The organism is Pararhizobium polonicum, from assembly GCF_001687365.1.
Lineage (GTDB): Bacteria > Pseudomonadota > Alphaproteobacteria > Rhizobiales > Rhizobiaceae > Pararhizobium > Pararhizobium polonicum.
Genome location: NZ_LGLV01000010.1, coordinates 56,661 through 73,017, shown reverse-complemented (window position 1 = coordinate 73,017; position 16,357 = coordinate 56,661). Strand labels below are relative to the sequence as shown.

General features: G+C 62.8%; 18 protein-coding genes. 7 read left to right on the top strand and 11 right to left on the bottom strand.

The genetic code is table 11. The annotated features are described in order from the left end of the window. Nucleotides 1-161: 161 nt before the first annotated feature. Both ADU59_RS16600 and ADU59_RS16595 read right to left on the bottom strand, forming a co-directional pair. Nucleotides 162-983, bottom strand: coding sequence for an amino acid ABC transporter permease (locus tag ADU59_RS16600; RefSeq protein WP_068955263.1), 822 nt, complete (start codon nt 981-983; stop codon nt 162-164). Nucleotides 984-993: 10 nt separating this feature from the next. Then, complete coding sequence (locus ADU59_RS16595) at nt 994-1,791, bottom strand: transporter substrate-binding domain-containing protein (RefSeq protein ID WP_068955262.1); 798 nt, start codon at nt 1,789-1,791, stop codon at nt 994-996. Nucleotides 1,792-2,077: 286 nt separating this feature from the next. On the opposite strand from ADU59_RS16595, the gene ADU59_RS16590 reads away from it, so the two are divergent. Beyond that, entirely contained in the window at nt 2,078-2,584 is a 507-nt protein-coding gene (locus tag ADU59_RS16590) for a nuclear transport factor 2 family protein (protein ID WP_083198308.1), read from the top strand. Nucleotides 2,585-2,692: 108 nt separating this feature from the next. On the opposite strand, the gene rplS is transcribed toward ADU59_RS16590, so the two are convergent. Continuing rightward, nucleotides 2,693-3,253, bottom strand: a complete 561-nt coding sequence (gene rplS / locus ADU59_RS16585; protein ID WP_068955261.1) for a 50S ribosomal protein L19 — start codon at nt 3,251-3,253, stop codon at nt 2,693-2,695. Next, entirely contained in the window at nt 3,250-3,555 is a 306-nt protein-coding gene (locus ADU59_RS16580; RefSeq protein ID WP_068955260.1) for a hypothetical protein, read from the bottom strand. Before ADU59_RS16580 ends, rplS begins: the two co-directional genes overlap by 4 nt. Before the next feature lie 20 nt (nt 3,556-3,575). Here ADU59_RS16580 and ADU59_RS16575 point away from each other — a divergent pair, with 20 nt between their 5' ends. Further along, complete coding sequence (locus ADU59_RS16575; protein ID WP_193427089.1) at nt 3,576-4,301, top strand: sulfite exporter TauE/SafE family protein; 726 nt, start codon at nt 3,576-3,578, stop codon at nt 4,299-4,301. A gap of 100 nt (nt 4,302-4,401) precedes the next feature. Here ADU59_RS16575 and ADU59_RS16570 read toward each other — a convergent pair whose 3' ends face one another. Together ADU59_RS16570 and ADU59_RS16565 are read right to left on the bottom strand one after the other, a co-directional pair. Further along, nucleotides 4,402-4,707 carry a hypothetical protein gene (locus ADU59_RS16570; RefSeq protein WP_068955258.1) on the bottom strand — a complete coding sequence of 102 codons (306 nt, stop codon included), beginning with the start codon at nt 4,705-4,707 and terminating at the stop codon, nt 4,402-4,404. 442 nt (nt 4,708-5,149) lie between these two features. Then, nucleotides 5,150-5,746 carry a TetR/AcrR family transcriptional regulator gene (locus ADU59_RS16565; protein ID WP_068955257.1) on the bottom strand — a complete coding sequence of 199 codons (597 nt, stop codon included), beginning with the start codon at nt 5,744-5,746 and terminating at the stop codon, nt 5,150-5,152. A 141-nt stretch (nt 5,747-5,887) separates the two neighbouring features. Between ADU59_RS16565 and ADU59_RS16560 the strand changes: the two genes are divergently transcribed. Then, nucleotides 5,888-7,111, top strand: a complete 1,224-nt coding sequence (locus ADU59_RS16560) for an MFS transporter (RefSeq protein ID WP_068955256.1) — start codon at nt 5,888-5,890, stop codon at nt 7,109-7,111. A 112-nt stretch (nt 7,112-7,223) separates the two neighbouring features. On the opposite strand, the gene trmD is transcribed toward ADU59_RS16560, so the two are convergent. The 5 genes from trmD to ffh form a co-directional block, all read right to left on the bottom strand. Then, nucleotides 7,224-7,904 carry a tRNA (guanosine(37)-N1)-methyltransferase TrmD gene (trmD, locus tag ADU59_RS16555; RefSeq protein ID WP_068955255.1) on the bottom strand — a complete coding sequence of 227 codons (681 nt, stop codon included), beginning with the start codon at nt 7,902-7,904 and terminating at the stop codon, nt 7,224-7,226. Between the two features lie 3 nt (nt 7,905-7,907). Beyond that, nucleotides 7,908-8,471 (bottom strand): ribosome maturation factor RimM, encoded by a 564-nt coding sequence (gene rimM, locus ADU59_RS16550; RefSeq protein ID WP_068955254.1) that lies wholly within the window; start codon nt 8,469-8,471, stop codon nt 7,908-7,910. 92 nt (nt 8,472-8,563) lie between these two features. Further along, nucleotides 8,564-8,926, bottom strand: coding sequence for a 30S ribosomal protein S16 (rpsP, locus tag ADU59_RS16545; RefSeq protein ID WP_068955253.1), 363 nt, complete (start codon nt 8,924-8,926; stop codon nt 8,564-8,566). Nucleotides 8,927-8,989: 63 nt separating this feature from the next. Next, nucleotides 8,990-9,292: a chorismate mutase gene (locus tag ADU59_RS16540; protein WP_068955252.1), complete on the bottom strand. Its 303-nt coding sequence runs from the start codon at nt 9,290-9,292 to the stop codon at nt 8,990-8,992. A 13-nt stretch (nt 9,293-9,305) separates the two neighbouring features. Further along, nucleotides 9,306-10,871 (bottom strand): signal recognition particle protein, encoded by a 1,566-nt coding sequence (ffh, locus tag ADU59_RS16535; protein WP_068955417.1) that lies wholly within the window; start codon nt 10,869-10,871, stop codon nt 9,306-9,308. 314 nt (nt 10,872-11,185) lie between these two features. Between ffh and ADU59_RS16530 the strand changes: the two genes are divergently transcribed. The 4 genes from ADU59_RS16530 to ftsY all read left to right on the top strand — a co-directional run bounded on the left by ADU59_RS16530 (nt 11,186) and on the right by ftsY (nt 16,321). Then, on the top strand, nt 11,186-12,205 hold the full coding sequence (locus ADU59_RS16530; protein ID WP_068955251.1) for an MBL fold metallo-hydrolase: 1,020 nt from the start codon (nt 11,186-11,188) through the stop codon (nt 12,203-12,205). A gap of 139 nt (nt 12,206-12,344) precedes the next feature. Further along, on the top strand, nt 12,345-13,265 hold the full coding sequence (dapF, locus tag ADU59_RS16525; protein ID WP_068955250.1) for a diaminopimelate epimerase: 921 nt from the start codon (nt 12,345-12,347) through the stop codon (nt 13,263-13,265). After that, nucleotides 13,262-14,542, top strand: a complete 1,281-nt coding sequence (gene mtaB / locus ADU59_RS16520) for a tRNA (N(6)-L-threonylcarbamoyladenosine(37)-C(2))-methylthiotransferase MtaB (protein ID WP_068955249.1) — start codon at nt 13,262-13,264, stop codon at nt 14,540-14,542. Before dapF ends, mtaB begins: the two co-directional genes overlap by 4 nt. 90 nt (nt 14,543-14,632) lie before the next feature. Continuing rightward, nucleotides 14,633-16,321, top strand: a complete 1,689-nt coding sequence (ftsY, locus tag ADU59_RS16515) for a signal recognition particle-docking protein FtsY (RefSeq protein WP_068955248.1) — start codon at nt 14,633-14,635, stop codon at nt 16,319-16,321. Nucleotides 16,322-16,357: the final 36 nt, after the last annotated feature.

Genomic DNA, 16,357 nt, shown 5'->3' with positions numbered 1-16,357 from the left:
TCGGCTGTTGAGCGCGCCGGAAATGCACGCAAAAAAGCGTGCCGGCAGACGCTTGTGGTCCTGCAGCACGACGATTTTCTGCCGTAAACATCCGAATTTGGATTCCATGGGCGGGATATATCAATTTTTTGCCGGTTCGGCAATTGCCCTGTCACGCCCCGTCAGCGTTGCCCTGTCCGCCGCAGCCTCATCTCCAGCCGCCGCAGCCCCAGCGAAAGCCCGATCGTCAGGATCAGATAGATATAGGCCACGATCGAATAGGTCTCGAAGAAGCGGAACGAGCCGGAGGCGTAGATCTTGCCCATCTGGGTGATGTCGGCGACGCCGAGCACGGAGACCAGCGAGCTGTCCTTGATCATCGCCACGAAATCATTGCCGAGCGGCGGCAGGATGACGCGGATCGCCTGCGGGAAGACCACCAGCCGGAAGCGCTGGGTGCGCGTCAGGCCGAGCGCCTTGGCCGCCTCGATCTGCCCCTTGTCGACCGACTGGATACCCGCGCGAAACACCTCGGCGATGAAGGCGGAATAGCCGATGGAGAGCGCGATGACCGCCCGCCACATCAGCGACAGGTCGCGCACCAGCACCGGCTCCATCGAGCCGGCCGAAATCAGCGGCGACAGGATGAGATTGATCAGTGCCACCAGCGCCGGGGCGCCGACAAAGGCGATGTAGAACAACAGCACGAGGATCGGGATGCCGCGAATGACCTCGGTATAGAACCGGGCGATCTGGCGCAGCACGGCGCGCTCCGACAGCGCCATCAGCGCGATGCCGAGCCCCAGCGCCGTGGCGAAGAAGAAGCCGAGCAGCGTCACCAGGATGGTGATGCCGATACCGGCCGAGACGATGGTGAAGACCTGGATATAGATGTCGCTGGAAACGATCACCACGGCCAGCGCCACGGCGATAACGGCAAGGGCGACCAGCCACCAGGGATAGTCGCCCTTTTGAGAGCTGTCTTGCGGATGGGCAGGCGTCATCGGATGCGCATCATTCGCCCATCTTGTAATCGACGAACCATTTCTGGTTCAGCCTGTCGAGCGTGCCGTCTGCCTTCAGCGCGGCGATCGCGGCATTGACGGGGGCGACCAGATCGGAGCCCTTCTTGAAGATGAAGCCGAAATCCTCCGTGCCGAGCGGTCCGCCGATCACTTTCAGCGCACCGTTGGAGGAATCGACATACCCCTTGGCCGCAACGCTGTCGGTCAGCACCGTGTCGACATCGCCGGCCTTGAGCGCCTGCACCGTCGCGCCAAATGTCTCGAACAGCTTGACGCGCGGGTTCTGTTCGTTGCCGTCGAGTATCTCGTAGACCGCCGTGTAGAACGGCGAGGTGCCCGGCTGGGCGCCGACCAGACCATCCGTAAACGCGCCAAAGGTCTTGCCGTCGGTAAAGCGGCTTTCGTCGCCGCGCACCAGCATGAACTGCTGCGAGCGCATGTAGGGATCGGAGAAATCCACCTTGGCCTTGCGCTCGTCCTTGATGGTGATGCCGGTCATGCCGATATCGTACTGGCCGTCGGAGACCGACTGGATCATCGCGTCCCAGGAGGTATTCTGGATTTCCAGCTTGAAATTCAGCCGCTTGGCAATCTCTTCCATCGCGTCATATTCCCAGCCGATCGCCTTGCCCGACTTCGGATCGACGAACTGCAGCGGCGGATAGGCATTCTCGGTGACGACCACGACGGTGCGCCCGGCCAGATCCGGCAGATCGGCGGCGGCAACGCTGAACGGGGTCAGAACAAGGGCGGTCAGGCCAGCGAGAACGGTGCGGCGGGAAAACATGGATGGCTCCTGAATTGTGGCAACTGGAACGTGTCACAGAAGCCGGCGGGCTGGCAAGGGATGAGAGACTTTGCCAGCCGGTTTCGCGGGCAACATTCCTGAAAATAGCAGAGAGGCGGATGACGGCGCACGGAACCTGGTTATCTTTTTGACACCATCAGCGGAAAAACTGCCTTCTTTCGCAAGCCCGCGCCTGTCCCTACTCTGCGACGCGCACGACCGCACGATTGCCATGCCACTCCGGCCCGCTGCGGCTGACACATGGCCCAACAAGGAAACCCGTCCCATGAAACAAACCCTCGCCCCGGCTGCCCTGGCGCTTTTTCTGCTCGGACCGATGATGGCAGCCACGCCTGCCGTAGCGCAGGAAGCCGTGGTCGCGGCGCCCGACGCGGAGGCTCTGTTCACCAGCCCCGATCCAAAGCTCAATGCCAACAAGCAGGTGGTCTACGGCATCATCCGCGATCTGCTCGAGGCCAATCACTGGGACAGGGCGGACCGGTACCTGACCGAGCGCTACCTGCAGCACAATCCCAATGCTGCATCAGGCCGCGCCGGCGTGGTGCAATATTTTACCCAGGTCCTCAACACCAAGCCATCGCCCATTCCCGAAAAGATCAAGACGCCCGTCGCCTTCGTCACGGCGGAAGGCGATCTCGTTACCGTCGGCTATGTTCGCGAGATCAAGGACGAGAAAGATCCCGCCAAGACCTACACGACCACCTGGTACGACACCTGGCGGATCAAGGACGGAAAGGCCGACGAGCATTGGGACCCGGCCACCAAGCCGTGATCAGACCTTACAAGGCCGCCATCATGCCAATGGCTGCGGCCGGGCTTCCCCCCAAAACGAAAAAGGCGGCCCGGAGGCCGCCTTCCAACAATCCCGATGGATTGAAACTTATTCTGCTGCCGGCTCGGCGGCTGCTGCGGCAGCGGCTGCTTCTTCAGCAGCCTTGGCTGCTGCTGCTTCTGCCGCGGCGGCTTCGGCGGCTGCCTTTTCCGCGGCCAGAGCCTGTGCTGCTGCGACCTTTTCAGCTTCCAGACGTGCCTTTTCTTCGGCAACGGCGGCGCGCTCGGCGTCGTTCAGCTTGCGGGCGCGAACGCCGGTGTCTTCAACGATACGAGCCGACTTGCCGCGACGGTCGCGCAGGTAGTAGAGCTTGGCGCGACGGACCTTACCGCGGCGAATGATCTCGACACCTTCAACGAGCGGCGAGTAAACCGGGAATACGCGCTCGACGCCTTCGCCGTAGGAAATCTTGCGGACCGTGAAGCTTTCGTTGATGCCGCCGCCGGAACGGGCAATGCAAACGCCTTCATAGGCCTGGATACGGGTACGGGTGCCTTCCGTGACGCGGACGTTGACGCGGACGGTGTCGCCTGCCGAAAATTCCGGAAGCGTGCGCTTGGCGGCAATCTTGGCGACCTGTTCGGCTTCCAGCTGCTGGATGATATTCATTGTCTAACCTTCTCAAGTTCTTCTGAAACAGCCAGAGCGCTCAAACGGACCTTCCGGATCACCCTCTTGCGAGGCGCCTCAAGGTTTTGTTCCTCATCGAGAAACAGGAGCGAATTCACCATTCTTTGTTTTCGGCTGACGGGATTTTTCCCGAACCGGTCGGGCGAATACACCAAAGCGCGGCACTTGTCATCCCCAGGCGGCAAAAATTCTCCCGGCCGCAAGCCGAAGGAGATGATTTCCGCGTCTTGCCGCCGGTCAACCTGCGGGGTATGGCATTTATATCGCTGGAGGAGCGTCATTGTCCATATCCACTGCCATCATGCTGTTTGTCGCCGGTTTCCTGTCGAGCGCGGTCAATGCGGTTGCGGGCGGCGGCACGTTTCTCACCTTCGGCGCCATGACGCTGGCCGGCCTGCCGCCGATCGTCGCCAATGCCACCTCCGCCATCGTCCAGTTTCCGGGTTACGTCACCTCGGCGCTCGCCTATCGCCGGGAAATCCGCAGGGATTTCCGCGAAGCGGCCATTCTCGGCATCCTGTCGCTGATCGGCGGCCTTGCCGGCGCGCTGATCCTGCTGTCGCTGTCCAATCCGTCGTTCCGCGCCATGGTTCCCTGGCTGCTGATCGCCGCGACGGTGATCTTTGCCGCCGGTCCGCTCCTGCGCCCCGGCATCCCGGCGGAGGGCACGCCCGTCGGGATGTTCGGCCTCGCCGGCCAGTTGCTGACCGCGATCTATGGCGGCTTCTTCGGCGCCGGCATGGGCATCATGATGCTGGCCGTGCTGGGCCTGTCCAAGGGCGGCGATTACCACCGGCTGAACGCCCTGAAGAATTTCCTCGCCATGGTCATCGCCGCCGTCGCCATCGTCGTCTTTACCGGCGGCAACGTCGTCGGCTGGCTGCAGGCCGCCGTCATGATCCCCGGCGGCGCGCTCGGCGGCTATGCCGGCGTCTGGCTCGCCCGCCGCGTGCCGCAGGCGCTGATCCGGGGGCTGGTGGTCGCCGTGGGCCTGCTGCTGGCGGTCTATTATTTCGTCACGGGGTGAGACAGAAGGCTAAGGGGCAGAAGTGAACGGATGAGCGTCGGCTCGTCACTCTTGGCACATAGAAAACTTCAAAACGGAGTCCCCGGCTTCTGACGAACCGTCAATCAAGATCGGCGAGAGGAAGCTCCACTCGCTTGATCGCGGCTCCAAGAGGGTCGTCGTGTAGTTCCAAAAAAGAGCCGACTGGGATTGAACCTCGGGACAGGATGGCCTTCATTTTCGCAACCAGCGTGTCGGGGTTCACGCCATAGAAGTATATGCGGAAGAAACCTTCGCCTGTTTCATGTCCATCCAACTCACCAAAATCTCCGACTGCAGATTCCAATTCATCTTCTAGTCCATACAACTCAAAAGTTTCACCGGCCGCATCGAAAGCACTGTCAGAAAGCCGAATGGAAATAATCACGGCCCCGATTTCCGATCGTTGCCCTTGGAGCGCGCTAAACGGAAGTGACGCACCAAGAAAAGTTGTCAGCAAAAAATGAGTGGCTTTGCAAAACAATTTTTGAAATCCTTTGAGAGAAAAAGCACATCCTATGTAGATGTGAAGTGCGCCACAGACAAATGAACGCAAGAATATATGACTGATAGTTTCTGGCGCACGATTGCCACTAGGTTTTCTCTATTATCGATAAGCTTGGCGGCAGCTGTCCACACCAAATGCCTGTCATAGCAACCAATCCAGCCGCTGCTCTTTCGCGAGCCGTCCCGTCTCGACCTTCCTTCACTTTGCAACATCATTGGCTGCCTACATCCCGCAGGCGCTGATCCGGGGGCTGGTGGTCGCGGTGGGCCTGCTGCTGGCGGTCTATTATTTCGTCACGGGGTGAGACTGTATTCCCATCTCTTCATCCGGCCTGTTTCGATCTCAAACCTTCGAGCAGCGTGCGAAAACCCTGCACCGCCCTTTTTGAGGTTTCCTCCGGATTATCGGAATTGGCAACCCACAGGGCGGCATTGCTGCTGGCGCCATTGATCATCCGTGCCGTCACCTCCTCGTCGAGGTCGATGATCACCCCGTCCTGCTTGAGCTGGGCAAGGCTCTTCTTCTGCGCTGCAATGCAGCCGCTGGTGGTTGGCCATTGCGATATGTCGCCAAGCACGGCGGGGCCATCGCGGAACATGATCCGCTGGATTTCCGGCTCCAGCGCCATCTCGATATAGGTGGCGCATTCATCCACAAACCCCTGCCAGCGGGTTGCGGCTCCGGCCGAGACCCTGCTCAACCGCGCCGTCATCTCGGCATCGATCTGCTGGATGACCGCCTGCAGCAAGCCCTTCTTGTCGCCGAAATGGTGGTAGAGCGCACCGCGCGTCAGCCCTGCGGCGGCCGTGAAATCATCCATCGAGGATTGCGCATAGCCGACGGTCCCGAAGGCATGCCGGGCGGCGGCAAGCAGCTTGGCGCGTGTTTCGGCGATCATTTCCGGGCGCGGCTTGATCATGGGATCTCCTATTTGACATACGCCACGTATTTATTTTCACATACGCAGCGTATTTTAATTGACATACGTGGCGTATGCAATCACCTTATCGCATACGCCACGTATGTAAGTGGTGCATCCGGACGATGACAGGAGCATCCGATGTCCAATCCTTACAGGGAAATATTCAGTGTGCCGGGGACAAAGGGCTTTTCCGTCGCCGGTTTTTTCGCCCGCCTGCCGATTGCCATGGCGCCGATCGGCATTGTCGCCATGCTGTCGCAGACACGCGGCGAATACTGGATCGCCGGCGCGGTCTCGGCAACCTTTGCGCTGACGAACGCGCTCATCGCGCCGCAAATCTCGCGGCTGATCGACCGGTTCGGACAGAGCCGTGTCATCGGTCCGGCAACGATTGTCGCGGTCATCGCCTTTGCCTTCCTCATCCTGTCGGCCCATCGAAACTGGCCGGCATGGACCCTGTTCGCTTCGGCCCTTCTTGCCGCCGCCATGCCCAGCATGCCGGCCATGCTGCGGGCGCGCTGGACGGAGATCTTTCGCGGCAGTCCTGCGCTGAACACCGCCTTTGCCTTTGAATCCGCCGCCGACGAGCTGGTTTATATCGCCGGAGCCTCGCTCTCTGTCGGGCTGGCGGTCTCGCTGTTTCCTGAAGCCGGCATGCTGGTCAGCACCCTTTCCCTTGCCTTCGGAACCCTGGCCTTCACACTCCAGCGGTCGACCGAACCGGCGGTGCGCCCGGTCGAGGCCGGCACGCCGCGGAGATCGGCCATCCGCCTAGTGCCGGTGCAGATCATCACGCTAGCGCTGGTGTTTGTCGGCTCCACCTTCGCGACGGCGGAGGTCACCACCGTTGCCTTCACCAGGGAACTCGGAGAGCCGGGCGCCGCCAGCCTCGTCATCGGCGTCTACGCGATCGGATCGTTCATCGTCGGGCTGGTCCTTGGCGCCCTGAAGCTGCGCACGCCGCTGCAAAAGCAGCTGCTGATCGCCGTCAGCGTCCTGGCCCTCACCGCCCTGCCCCTGCTGCTTGCCGGTACAGTGCCTCTTCTGGCCCTCGCCGTCTTCATCAGCGGCGTCGCCATTTCGCCCACCTTCATCACCGCCTTCGGCCTGATCGAGCGCCGGGTGCCGGAATCGATGCTGACGGAAGGCATCACCTGGGTAACGACCGGTATCGGCATCGGCATGGCCATGGGGGCGTTTCTGGCGGGCTGGGTCGTCGACAATTTCGGCGCGCAAAACGGCTTCTGGCTCTCCGTGGCGGCCGGCGTGGCCTCCGTGATCACCGTCGCATGGGGCCAGAAAACCCTGGCGGGCGGCGACCCGGAAACGGCCGTCGGCGCGCTGCCGCAGGCGGCGGAATAGGCGCCAGATTGCCCGTTGTTGGGATTGCCGTTATTACGGATGATCGATGATCCCGAAAGGCATGGCGCGCTGGAAAAGCGCGTCATGCCGACTGTGACGCGGCGACAAGGGCCTACCGTCGCTGCAGATCCGGCCGCCGCTCCAGCGTCAGCCGCTTCGCCTCGGCCTCCCGCCATTTGGCGATGTCGCCGTGATGGCCGGATGTCAGCACGGCGGGGATCTCCTGCCCCTCGAACACCGGCGGCCGGGTATAGTGCGGATGCTCCAGGAGCCCGCCTTCGAAGCTTTCGTGCACGCCGGAAAGATCATTGCCCATCACACCGGGCAGGATGCGCACGATGGCATCGAGCAGGATCAGCGCCGCCGGCTCGCCGCCGGAGAGAATATAGTCGCCGATCGAGACCTCTTCGAGCTGACGCCCGTCGATTACCCTTTGGTCGACACCTTCGAAACGGCCGCAGACGATGATGGCGCCGGGACCATCGGCCAGTTCGCGCACACGCTCCTGCGTCAGCGGTTTGCCGCGCGGGCTCATCAGCAGTCGCGGCCGGTCGTCGCCGGCAGAGGCATTATCGATCGCCTTGGCGAGAATATCGGCCCGCAGCACCATGCCGGCGCCGCCGCCGGCCGGCGTATCGTCGACGGTGCGGTGCTTGTCCTCGGCAAAATCGCGGATCTGGACAGTATCAAGCGACCACTGGCCGCGCTCCAGCGCCTTGCCGGACAGCGAATGGCCGAGATGCCCCGGAAACATGTCCGGGTAGAGCGTCAGGATGGTGGCGCGGAAGGACAAGGCTTACTTCGCCTTGGGCTTGAACTGGCTGGTCGGATCCTGATCCTTGTCGTCGGTGAGACCGGCGGCCAGCGGATCGACCAGCATGGTACCGGCTTCCAGATCGATTTCCAGCACCGACCATTCGGTAAAGGGGATCAGCACCGGCCGCTTGCCGGGACCTTTGAGCTCCAGCAGATCGCCCGCGCCGAAATCGAACACGCCGGTGACCATGCCATAGCTCTTGCCATCGGCATCGAGCGCTTCCAGCCCTTCGAGATCGGCATAGAAGAATTCGTCCTCGTCGAGATCGTCGTCCGGCAGGTTGTCGCGCTCGACATAGAGATCCAGCCCGTTCAGCGCCTCGGCGGCATTGCGGTCGTTGACGCCGCGAAACCGCACGATGACGACGTTCTTCGCCTCGCGCACTTCCAGCACCTCGAACGAGCGGCCGTCCTGCGCATGCAGATGGCCGTAGTCACCGATCGCCGTCGGCTCCTCGGCAAAGGATTTGACCCGCACTTCGCCGCGCAGGCCCTGAGCGCCGCCGATCGTTCCCATCAGCACAGGGTTGTTGAGTTTGCTCATCGCAGGCTCGATCTCCAGATTGTGCCCTTCGCATAAACGAAAACGGGCGGCATGAAAACGCCGCCCGCTTCAAAAATAGGCTATCGCCTGGCTTATTCGGCGGCGGCAGCCGCTGCGTCTTCAGCCTTCTGCTTGGCTTCGGCGATGCGCTCGACAGCCTTCTTGCCCGGCAGGCCCTTGGTCGGGTTGACGCGTGCTTCGCGGGTTGCGACGCCGGCTTCGTTGAGGAAGCGCAGGACGCGGTCGGTCGGCAGCGCGCCGTTCGAGATCCAATACTGGATGCGCTCGACGTTCAGTTCAACGCGCTTTGCGTCGTCCTTCTTCAGCATCGGGTTCCACGAACCGACCTTTTCCAAGAAACGGCCGTCGCGCGGCGAACGCACGTCGGCGATAACGATCTGGTAGAACGGGCGCTTCTTGGAACCACCGCGGGCGAGACGAATTTTCAGTGCCATGTCATATACTCCTTGAGATATCCAACCGCCCGAGGCGGCCTTTTTGTTTGGTTGTTGAGCTGATCAATCCTTGAGATCGGCAGCGATGGCTTCATGATGCCGGATGACTTCGTGGATGATGAAGTTCAAGAACTTCTCCGCGAAATCCGGGTCCAGATGGGCATCCTTTGCCAGATGGCGAAGGCGTTCTATCTGGTATTCCTCGCGCGCCGGGTCCGCCGGCGGCAAATTGTACTTGGCCTTCAGCACGCCCACCGCCTTGGTGCAGCGGAAGCGTTCGGCCAGCATGTGCACGAGCGCCGCGTCGATATTGTCGATCGACTGGCGGTAGCCCGAGAGTTCCTGTTTGACTGCGGGATCAATCATACGGACCCAATCCTCACTTCTTCTTCGGCAGGCCGGGCAGGCCCGGAAATCCGCCACCGAGACCGGGCAGCTTCAGGCCGCCACCGCCCAAACCGGGCAGGCCACCGCCACCCATGCCTTTGCCGAGACCGGCGGCTTCGGCCTGTTTCTGCAGGGCTTCGAGCTGCTTGGGGTCCATCTTCGACAGATCGGGCATTCCACCCATTCCGCCGCCCATCCCGCCAAGGCCCATCTTGCCGGCAAGGCCGCCCATCATCTGCTTCATCATGCCGCCCTTGCCCTTGCCGCCCATCATTTTCATCATGTCGGCCATGGAACGGTGCATTTTCAGCAGCTTGTTGATTTCGGCGGCATCGGTGCCGGAACCGGCCGCGATGCGCTTCTTGCGGGAATGCTTGAGAATATCCGGATTGGCGCGCTCGGCCTTGGTCATCGACGAGATGATGGCGAGCTGGCGGCCGAACATGCGGTCGTCGAGACCGGCGGATGCCATCTTGTCCTTCATGCCGGCCATGCCGGGCATCATCCCCATGATGCCGCCCATGCCGCCCATCTTCTGCATCTGGCCGAGTTGGTCGGCGAGATCATTGAGGTCGAACTTGCCGGTCTTCATCTTGGCGGCCATGGCCGCCGCCTTCTCGGCATCGATGTTTTCGGCAGCCTTCTCGACCAGCGAAACAATATCGCCCATGCCGAGGATACGGTCGGCGACGCGGCGCGGGTGGAACTCTTCCAGCTCCGACATCTTCTCGCCGACACCGATCAGCTTGATCGGCTTGCCGGTAACGGCGCGCATCGACAGGGCAGCACCGCCGCGGCCGTCACCGTCCATGCGGGTGAGCACGAGGCCGGTAATGCCGACGCGCTCGTCGAAATTGCGGGCAAGATTGACGGCATCCTGACCGGTCAGCGCATCGGCGACGAGCAGGATTTCATGCGGGTTGGAGCGGCGCTTGATCTCGGCCATCTCGAGCATCAGCGGCTCGTCGATATGCGTGCGGCCGGCGGTATCGAGGATGACGATGTCATGGCCGCCGAGCTTGGCTGCCTGAACGGCGCGCGCGGCGATATCGGTCGGCGACTGGCCGGCGATCACCGGCAGCGTATCGACGCCGGTCTGGGCGCCGAGCTGGCGCAGCTGCTCCTGCGCTGCCGGACGGCGCGTGTCGAGCGACGCCATCAGGACCTTCTTCTTGTCCCGCGTCTTCATCCGAAGGGCGATCTTGCCCGTCGTCGTGGTTTTACCCGAGCCCTGCAGACCGACCATCATGATGACGACCGGGGCGGCCGCATTCAAATCGATCGGCACGCCTTCGGAGCCGAGCATGGCGATCAGCTCGTCATGGACGATCTTGACGACCATCTGGCCGGGCTTGATGCTTTTCAGAATTTCCGCGCCGACAGCCTTTTCCCGAACCTTATCGGTGAAGGAGCGGACGACTTCGAGCGCGACGTCGGCTTCCAGGAGCGCACGGCGAACCTCGCGCAGGGCGGCAGCCACATCGGCTTCCGACAGCGCGCCACGGCCGGTCAATCCATTCAGAATGGATCCAAGGCGGTCCTGGAGACTTTCAAACATCGCTTCATCCTTGTCGTTTCGAGCTTTTGCGTGGTTCGAAACGTTGTGCTTTTCCGTGACGAAAACAAGACGCAAAGCCAAAAAGCACCCGAGGGCGCAACGCGCTGTCGGGTGTTGACCTCCGGGATCTCCGCAATGGGTCCGGGTCGGTGGCTACAAGTCTTGTTCTTGTCGCAGATTGCAGGCGGTAAACACGATATGGGCGGGAAAGTCAAGGATCGCGGGCGATTTTGCCGGATTGTCGCCCGCGGGCCCTTTCAAAAAGCGCCGGATGATCCCAGATCAGACCGACACCTCCCACCGATCGGTTCCCCATGTCCCAGCCGCCGCCTTCCCGGAAGCCACGCAATCCCTACTACACCGGCCCCGTCTCCGATCATTTCGACGGCACCGTCTTCTTCAACCCCGAAGGCGAGGCCCCGCTCGGGTTTCGCGAGCTGATGCGCTGGCAGTTCGGCGGCGGCCGCAGCGCCTGGCCGACACAGGTGCCAAGCCCCTTCCCGCCGGCAAAGCCCGATGATCGCGTCGACGGCAATGGCCTGCGCGTCACCATGGTCGGCCATGCCTCGCTGCTGATCCAGGTCGCCGGCCTCAATATCCTCACCGATCCCGTCTGGTCGCCACGCACCAGCCCGTTTTCCTTCGCCGGACCGAAACGCGTGGTCGAGCCCGGCATTGCCTTTGACGATCTGCCGCCGATCGATATCGTCCTCGTCACCCACAATCACTACGACCATCTCGACCTTGCCACCCTCAAGCGGCTGCATGCGGAACACGCTCCCCATATCGTCACCCCGCTCGGCAACGACACGATCATCCACCGCGCCATTGCCGATGCCAAGATTTCCGACATGGACTGGGGCGAGCAGATTTCCTTCTGGGACGGCGTGACCATCGATTGCGAACCGTGCCATCACTGGTCGGCCCGCGGCGCCCGTGACCGCCGCATGGCGCTCTGGGCCGCCTTCGTCATCTCGACGCCAGCCGGAAAGATCTACCACATCGGCGATACCGGCTTTCACGACGGCATCAACTACCGCGCCGCCGCCGAAAAACACGGCCCCTTCCGCCTCGCCAACCTGCCGATCGGCGCCTACGAGCCACGCTGGTTCATGAAGGCCCAGCACCAGAACCCGGAAGAAGCGGTGCAGGGCATGCAGCTCTGCAACGCGTCTTACGCAGCAGGCCACCATTTCGGCACGGTGCAACTGACCAACGAGGGGATCGAGGAGCCGGTTCGGGCGCTTGAAGTGGCCCTGAAGGATCAGGGCGTGGCCCCGGAGCGGTTTCGGGCACTGCGGGCGGGCGAGGTTTTCGACGTGCCGACAGTTTGACGGCAGCCTCCCTCTTCTCCCCAGCGGGGAGAAGAGGGAGCCGCCCCTCAAGGGAAGGGTGAATCGCACCACCCGCCCCACTGGTAATTTCCCTGCAATTCCGCCATATACACGCCAACAAACACTGGAAATGGACGTCATGAGCACTACGGTCGAATTCGCGCGGATGAACGGGCTTGGCAACAAGATCCTGGTCGTCGACATGCGTGGCCGCAAGGACAAGGTGACGCCGGACGCGGCGATCGCGCTGAACGCCGATCCGGCCACCCGGTTCGACCAGATCATGGCGATCCACGATCCGAAGGCCGACGGCACCGACGCCTTTATCGACATCCTCAATTCCGACGGCTCCAAGGCGCAGGCCTGCGGTAACGGCACGCGCTGCGTCGTCCAGGCGCTGTCAGCCGAAACCGGCAAGAAGGTCTTCACCTTCCAGACCGTCGCCGGTATCCTGAATGCGCAGGAACATGCGGATGGAACCATCTCCGTCGACATGGGCAAGCCGGTGTTCGAATGGGACAAGATCCCGCTGTCGGAGGAATTCTACGACACCAGCCGCATCGAGCTGCAGATCGGCCCGATCGACGATCCGATCCTGCATTCGCCCTCGGTGATGTCGATGGGCAATCCGCATGCGATCTTCTGGGTCGACCGCGACGTCATGTCGTTTGATCTCGAACGCTTCGGCCCGCTGCTCGAAAACCACCCGATGTTTCCCGAGCGCGCCAATATCACCCTGGCCCAGGTCACCTCGCCCTCTTCCGTGACGACGCGAACCTGGGAGCGCGGCGCCGGGCTGACGCTCGCCTGCGGTTCCGCCGCCTGTTCCGCCGCCGTCTCGGCTGCCCGCACCGGCAGGACCGGCCGCACCGTCGCCATCAAGGTTGCCAGCGCCACGCCGCCGGGCATTCTCACCATCGAATGGCGGACAAGCGACGATCACGTCGTCATGACCGGCCCCGCCGAATGGGAATGGTCCGGCCGCGTCGATCCCGTGACCGGGATCTGGTCGCGCGAAGAGGAACAGGAAGCCCAGCACACGGGAAGCGCCGCACTTTGAGCGGCGTCGACGTCATAACCTTCGGCTGCCGTCTCAACACCTACGAATCCGAAGTGATGCGCACGCAGGCCGAGAAGGCGGGGCTGAACAACGCCATCCTCGTCAACACCTGCGCCGTCACCGGCGAAGCCGTGCGCCAGGCCCGCCAGGCGATCCGCCGCGCCCGCCGCGAAAACCCGCATGCCCGCATCATCGTCACCGGCTGCGCCGCCCAGACCGAACAGCAGACCTTCGCCGCCATGCCCGAGGTCGATGCCGTTCTCGGCAACGAGGAAAAGCTGAAAAGCGCCTCCTACCGGTCGCTGCCCGATTTCGGCGTCTCGGCGGAGGAAAAGCTGCGCGTCAACGACATCATGAGCGTTCGCGAAACGGCGCCGCAGATGGTCAGGCTGATCGAAGGCCATGTGCGCGCCTTCATCCAGGTGCAGAACGGCTGCGACCACCGCTGCACCTTCTGCATCATCCCCTATGGCCGCGGCAATTCCCGCTCTGTGCCGATGGGCGCCGTCGTCGATCAGGCGCGCAAGCTGACGGAGGGCGGCTACCGCGAAATCGTGCTGACCGGTGTCGATGCCACCAGCTACGGCGCCGACCTGCCCGGAGCCCCGAGCCTCGGCCTTCTGGCGAAAACATTACTCAAGCAGGTGCCCGACATCCTGCGCCTGCGGCTTTCCTCGATCGACAGCATCGAGGTGGACAGCCACCTGATGGACCTGATTGCCGATGAGCCGCGCTTCATGCCGCATCTGCACCTGTCGCTGCAGCATGGCGACGACCTGATCCTGAAGCGGATGAAGCGCCGCCATTCGCGCGCCGATGCGCTGCGGTTCATCGCGGACGTGCGCCGCCTGCGGCCGGAAATCAGCTTCGGCGCCGACATGATCGCCGGTTTCCCGACCGAGACCGAAGAGATGTTTTTAAACGCCGCAAGCCTTGCCGAAGAAGCCGGCATTGCCCATCTGCACGTCTTCCCCTACTCGCCGCGCGAGGGAACGCCCGCTGCCCGCATGCCCCAGCTCGACCGCGCCCTGGTGAAAGAACGCGCCGCCCGGCTGCGCGCCACTGGACATCAGCTGCATCAGGCCCATCTTGACAGTATGGTCGGAACGCAGCAATGGCTGCTCGTCGAGAACAACGGCCTGGCGCATACGGAAAATTTCACGCTTGCCGCTGTCCCCGGGCTCAAGGCCCGCGATATGGTTCAGGTGACGGTCACCGGCCACAATGGCAAGCACCTGATGCATGCCGCCCAAAAGTGCGACGCGGTTTTGGGATGACGGCATGGCGACAATAAGAACCTGAAGTGCGGCGCGCTTCAGACATGCAATTGATGGCCGCCGGCGCGGCCTGAGTTTTACGGATACCCAATGGCGCTCAGCTTTCTGAAAAAGGTCTTCACGTTCGGCAAGGACAAGCCGGTGGAAGGCGAGCCTGCCGCAGCGCCCGCGGTCGATGCGGTCATGGACCAGGCCGAATCGACGTTCAGCCCCGAGGAAACCCGGGCGATCGAAGCCGAGCTGGAGCCGCATTCCCGCACCGAGGACCTGCCGGTCGCTGATGATCCGGTGCTGCCGCCGGAAATGGACACCGCCGGAGGTCCGTCCGCCGATGAGGTTGATGCCCCGGAATCCGAGGCAGAGACCGCCGCCGAGGACGAAGACGAAACCCACGCCATTCTGCCTGCCGTTGAAGAGGCGGGCGATCTCGGCCTGATCCCGCTGTCGCTGCTGGAGGCGGAAGCCGAGGCGTCCGAGAGTGTGGAGGCTTTACCCCCCTCTGTCCTTTCAGGACATCTCCCCCACAAGGGGGGAGATCAGACGGAGGATGATGCTCCTTCACTGCAAAAGAATACGCTTGATGAGCCGCAGGAGCTTTCCGCAAGCCCAATCTCCCCCCCTGCGGGGGAGATGTCGGTGCAACCGACAGAGGGGGGTAAAGCCTCCGCGCTCTCGGAAACCGACGACCACAACGAAAGCGCCCCGCCAGCAATCTCCCCCCTTCAGGGGGAGAGGCCCGACAGGGCAGAGGGGGGTGAAGCCTCCCCGACCACCGAGCCACCGGCAGCAGCACCCATCCTCCCCAAGGGCTTCGCCACCGGCCGCACCCCCGAGCCGGAACCGGAAACCCCGAAGCAGAAGCTGACCTGGTTCCAGCGGCTGCGCCAGGGCCTTGCCCGCACATCCTCGCAGCTCACCGGCCAGATCACCGCGCTGTTCACCAAGCGCAAGCTCGACGACGAGACGCTGCAGGATCTGGAAGACCTTTTGATCCAGGCCGATCTCGGCGTCGAGACGGCGCTGCGGGTCACCGACACGCTGGCCTCCGAGCGCTACGGCAAGGACGTGACCGGCGAGGACGTTTCCCGCATCATGGCCGCCGAAATCACCCGCGTGCTGGCCCCTGTCGCCAAGCCGCTGCAGCTTGACCTCTCCCATAAGCCGCATGTCATCCTCGTCGTCGGCGTCAACGGCACCGGCAAGACCACGACGATCGGCAAGCTCGCCGCCAAGCTTTCAGGCGCCGGCCTGAAAGTCATGCTCGCCGCCGGCGACACCTTCCGGGCCGCTGCCATCGAACAGCTGAAGATCTGGGCCGAGCGCACCAAGTCTGACATCGTCTCCTCCAAGCTCGGTGCCGATGCCGCCGGTCTCGCCTACGAGGCTTTCGAACAGGCGCGACTGAAGAAGAGCGACGTGCTGATCATCGACACCGCCGGCCGGCTGCAGAACCGCACCGAGCTGATGGCGGAGCTGGAAAAGATCGTCCGCGTGCTCGGCAAGCTCGATCCCGACGCGCCGCACACCGTCCTCCAGACGCTCGACGCCACGACCGGCCAGAATGCGCTCAACCAGGTCGAGATCTTCCGCAACGTCGCCGGCGTCAACGGCCTGATCATGACCAAGCTCGACGGCACGGCGCGCGGCGGCATCCTCGTCGCCATCTCCGCCAAGCACAAGCTGCCGGTCTATTTCATCGGCGTCGGCGAAGGCGTCGACGATCTCGAACCTTTCGAGGCCAAGGATTTCGCCGAGGCGATTGCCGGAATTCCCCATTGACCCGGATATCATTTTGCCTTTTTGCTGATGTTATAG